At 57.8% G+C, this 3,854-nt stretch carries 6 protein-coding genes; 3 read left to right on the forward strand and 3 right to left on the reverse strand.

Features of this window, described 5'->3' with window-relative positions; all coding sequences use genetic code 11:
• A partial coding sequence (locus ACOCD2_RS14005) for a helix-turn-helix domain-containing protein (RefSeq protein ID WP_293672817.1) occupies positions 1–277 on the forward strand: 277 nt, incomplete at its 5' end.
• Between the two features lie 52 nt (positions 278–329).
• On the opposite strand, the gene ACOCD2_RS14010 is transcribed toward ACOCD2_RS14005, so the two are convergent.
• The 3 genes from ACOCD2_RS14010 to ACOCD2_RS14020 form a co-directional block, all read right to left on the reverse strand.
• Positions 330–1,178 carry an autotransporter outer membrane beta-barrel domain-containing protein gene (locus ACOCD2_RS14010; protein ID WP_293652666.1) on the reverse strand — a complete coding sequence of 283 codons (849 nt, stop codon included), beginning with the start codon at positions 1,176–1,178 and terminating at the stop codon, positions 330–332.
• A gap of 6 nt (positions 1,179–1,184) precedes the next feature.
• On the reverse strand, positions 1,185–1,964 hold the full coding sequence (locus ACOCD2_RS14015; RefSeq protein ID WP_323790860.1) for an SGNH/GDSL hydrolase family protein: 780 nt from the start codon (positions 1,962–1,964) through the stop codon (positions 1,185–1,187).
• Between the two features lie 96 nt (positions 1,965–2,060).
• Complete coding sequence (locus tag ACOCD2_RS14020; protein ID WP_293648155.1) at positions 2,061–2,357, reverse strand: hypothetical protein; 297 nt, start codon at positions 2,355–2,357, stop codon at positions 2,061–2,063.
• A gap of 125 nt (positions 2,358–2,482) precedes the next feature.
• Between ACOCD2_RS14020 and ACOCD2_RS14025 the strand changes: the two genes are divergently transcribed.
• Entirely contained in the window at positions 2,483–3,469 is a 987-nt protein-coding gene (locus tag ACOCD2_RS14025) for an MBL fold metallo-hydrolase (protein WP_293680240.1), read from the forward strand.
• A 72-nt stretch (positions 3,470–3,541) separates the two neighbouring features.
• On the forward strand, positions 3,542–3,835 hold the full coding sequence (locus ACOCD2_RS14030; protein WP_293648151.1) for a hypothetical protein: 294 nt from the start codon (positions 3,542–3,544) through the stop codon (positions 3,833–3,835).
• The last annotated feature ends 19 nt before the right edge of the window (positions 3,836–3,854 follow it).

Consider the following 3,854-nt stretch of genomic DNA (forward strand, 5'->3'; position numbering starts at 1 on the left):
GCGGGCTTTTGCCCTGTGTGAAAACAGCATCATCACCCTGGAAGATCTCGGCACTCTGCAGGAACCCAAAGGCAAGTGTAGCGACAGCATAGTCCGATTGGATGGTGAAAACCTGGAAGACTACCTGGCGAGAATCGAGCGGGACATCCTGCTGCAGGCGCTGGAAGAATCACGCTGGAACAAGACCTCCGCCGCTGGCAGGCTGGGCATCAGCTTTCGCTCACTGCGATACCGCCTGAGCAAACTGGGCATCGACAACAAGGACGAGGACGCCTGATATTAACCCGGCTCAGTACCGGGCCGCGGTGAACCTGTCTCTGCCAACGCAATTAGAAATCGACGTTGATACCGACATTCACAGCCTGGTCGCGGCTGTCGCCTTCCCCTTCCCACAAGGCATAGTTGATTCCCAGGCTCACGGACTCTGATACGCTGGCGCTGTAACCCAGGTTGAGCGTCCAGAAATAGCTGGAGCCTTCTATATCGTAGAGTTTGAAACTGCTGCCCGGCAGGCTGTTCAGTCCGGCAGCTACACTGCGTCCATCGTCTTTCAGCTCTCCTTCATAGGAAACAGCACCGTGCAGATTACCGGAGCCCAGCCGATAATCCGCAAACAAACCGGCTTCGAGCAGCAGTGAATCACGATCCTGGGAAGCAAAATTCATGGCGGTGGAACGCTGGCCTTTTTCACGATAGCCATCGACATCCACCGACTGGTAGTTGATGCTGACGAAAGGCCCGGCTTGGAAATCACCATGGCTGATGAGCGAAGCCCCGGCCAGCGCCTTGAGCGCATAGACATCTGAATTGGTGCTGCCCCGTTCCACCCGGACGGCATTGCCCAGAGCAACAACCCGTTCGACGTCGTCAAGGCTCGAATTCAGCCCCACGCTGAATATGGCGCTGGCAAAATAGCTGTCGTGGCGATAATCCACAAAGGCGGAAAGCAGTGCACTGTTGGCATCAAAGCTGCCCAGATTGCGCGCGAAATCCGCCTGGCTGTAGGCCGCTTCCAGCGCACCGCCGAAAACCCAGTTCCGGTCCATTCTCCATGCGGTGCCGATCAGGAAACCTGCATCATCCGTACTGGCCTTCCAGGCCTGTCCGGTCTCCAGATCCTGACCGCCCATGCCACCATTGGCAAAGAAGGACCAGCCGGTACCAAACCCCATGTCCATCTGGGTCTACAACGACTGCTGGTTTGCACGCACCTGCCCCAGAACCACCTCGGGAAGGTTGGCAATCAGGGCCGGTGCCGTCACCACAGAAATGGCGTAGTCGGCAAGAATACGATGGGTGATAGCCGTGGGATGAACCGGGTCGGCATACAGGAACAGGCCCGGCGCCCGGGGATCGACCAGGGTGTCACCGGTGCATTGCAGGCTCAGTGGCGTAGTGCAGGCTGTACCTGTCACGTTGACAAGACCGAAAGAGCCCGGATCCGACATTGCTTCACCAAAAAGCGTGTAAATATCCAGTGCAATGATATTGGCCTTGCTGGCATTGCCAGCGGCCAGGAGAACGCCATTGAAAGCTTGAGACAGCCCGGTGCCCAATGCGACGTTCTGCTGAAAATAGGGCGTCAGGCTGCCGGCAGGGACGCCCAGGGCAACTTCAGCCGCCGCCAGGGCCCTGGCCTGCACCGTGGCCGTATCCGCTCCGCCCATGGCAAGCACGGTGGCTGCGGCCACCAGGGCATCACCCACGGCTGGATTGCCCGCACCGGCGCGCTGAACAGCATCCAGCAGCATTGCCGGCGTAGCGCCAATATCAGGCAGGTTGGGAATGAGGATATAGCGTGCACCTGCACCGGCGAGTCGTTCAGCTTCCCCAACCAGCTGTTGCGCACTCACTGCCATGTTGAGGACCGCATCAGTGGGCGGCAAGCCCGCCCCCACCAGGCCCATATTATAGAAAGTATCATTCGCGCCACCCCAAAGGCTAAACAGCGCGTTACGGCTCACGCGGTCCCGGCCGTTCAGATAGTAACTGACCTGGTCATGAATGGGAGTGGCATTCTGGGGAGAGGGTGTCTGCCCGATACCCTGTGGATTTGTGATCTAGGCACCACCCTGGGAATAGTTGGTACCCCCGGCATCGGTGTTCCCCGGGTTGTCCGGATTGTTTGCCAGCGCTTCAGTGGAAAAGAAATCCGCCAGATGTTCCGCCCAGACCTTTGCAGGGCTGGTAGTGAATTTTCCATCTCCACGCGCATCCGGATTCCCCTTGAAAGCGCCGCTGTCGGTCAGGCTGTCACCGAAAAATACGGTATCAGTGAATTCCAGGGCCTGAGCGACCCCCAGATTCATTGCCAGAGCAACAGATGCTCCGAGTACAGGAATTTTACCGATCTTCATGTTTGCTCCCTTTTTGGTTTATGCTTGGCAGTCTGACCTTGTCTTTGAAGACGTATGGCACTGCCAGTTCAGCGACAAACTCTAAGGCATTCAGCCAGGGCAAGCAACATACGGGGAAATCAGCGATGACCGCAAGCAGGCTAAAGTATCAGACTTCCGGAACCGATTGCTGGCGTATCGATACCGGGCTGAACCGACCGGGCCACACCGCCTGCTACCTGCTGCATGATGCCGGGGAACTGGCGCTCATCGACACCGGCACCAGCAACAATATTCCCGCGCTGCTGGGAACGCTTCAGGAACTGGGCTTCACCCCCACACAGGTCCGCTGGATATTGCCTACACATGTGCATCTCGATCACGCCGGAGGAGCAGGTGCCCTGCTCACCCACTGTGACAATGCCACCCTGGCAACCCATCATCGCGGTTTGCCCCACCTGATCGATCCCCAACGTCTGCAGAAAGGGGCGCAGGCGGTCTACGGCGAAGACTTTTTCGCCCGGTCCTTCGGCGAACTGGTACCTGCACCCCAGGAACGCTGCATGGCACTCAACGACGGGGACCGTCTGACGCTGGGTCGCCACCGGTTGCTGTTCATCGATACTCCCGGTCACGCCAACCATCATGGCTGTTTCTTTTATGAACCCAAATCCAACCTGTACACCGGCGACACATTCGGCCTGCGCTACAGGGAACTGGACCACGAAGGTACTCCCTGGCTCATGGCCACCACCACGCCCGTGGCTTTCGATCCGGATCTGTGGATGCAGTCCCTGGACAGGATGATAGCTCTGGAGCCGCGGCGCGCCTGCCTCACGCACTTCGGCCCGCTCGATGATCCCATGAAATGGCAGGAGCAATTGCGCCAGTCCATCCGGGATCACGCAGAGATCGCACTGCAGGAAGAAAGCCGGGGCAATACAACAGGCCGGGAAGAACGCCTCACCGCGGCGATTATGGAAAAGGCCCTGGCACGCCTGAAAACACACAACCCCGGGGTGGACGAAAAGTTTGCCCGGGGTCTGCTGGAAGACGACATCCGGCTCAACAGCCAGGGGCTGGCTGTCTGGTTGTCAAGAAGAGCAAAAACACGGGGAGAGCCAATCACTTAGCAGGATGCTGAAAAACCCTTTTTCGACTAAGCTGTTGAATACTGCCTATAAACACTCTAAAGGAGTCTGATTATGATCAAACAATACTGCCAATCCAAACCTTTGTTTACCTCTGCCATCTTGCTGGCCGGCCTGTCCTTCAGCATCGCGGATGCGGCAGGAATCGGTGTCGAAGGACAAGTTCAGGCCAATGCCTCTGTTCCCGCTGATGAAAATCTGTCACCGGAAGAGAACGCGGTGGTTTCCGGCGTAAATACCACCCCATCTCCTAGTCGAGTAGATCGGCCATTGCTGGCTTTCACCCTCACAGAACCGGACGTGCGGATTTCCCGCATCCGGCTCTTCCGAGCAGGTCACCCGGATTGAGCGGGAGCCAATTGTCTGG

The organism is Thiolapillus sp. (genome assembly GCF_048562965.1).
Taxonomy (GTDB): Bacteria; Pseudomonadota; Gammaproteobacteria; order Chromatiales; family Chromatiaceae; genus Thiolapillus; species Thiolapillus brandeum_A.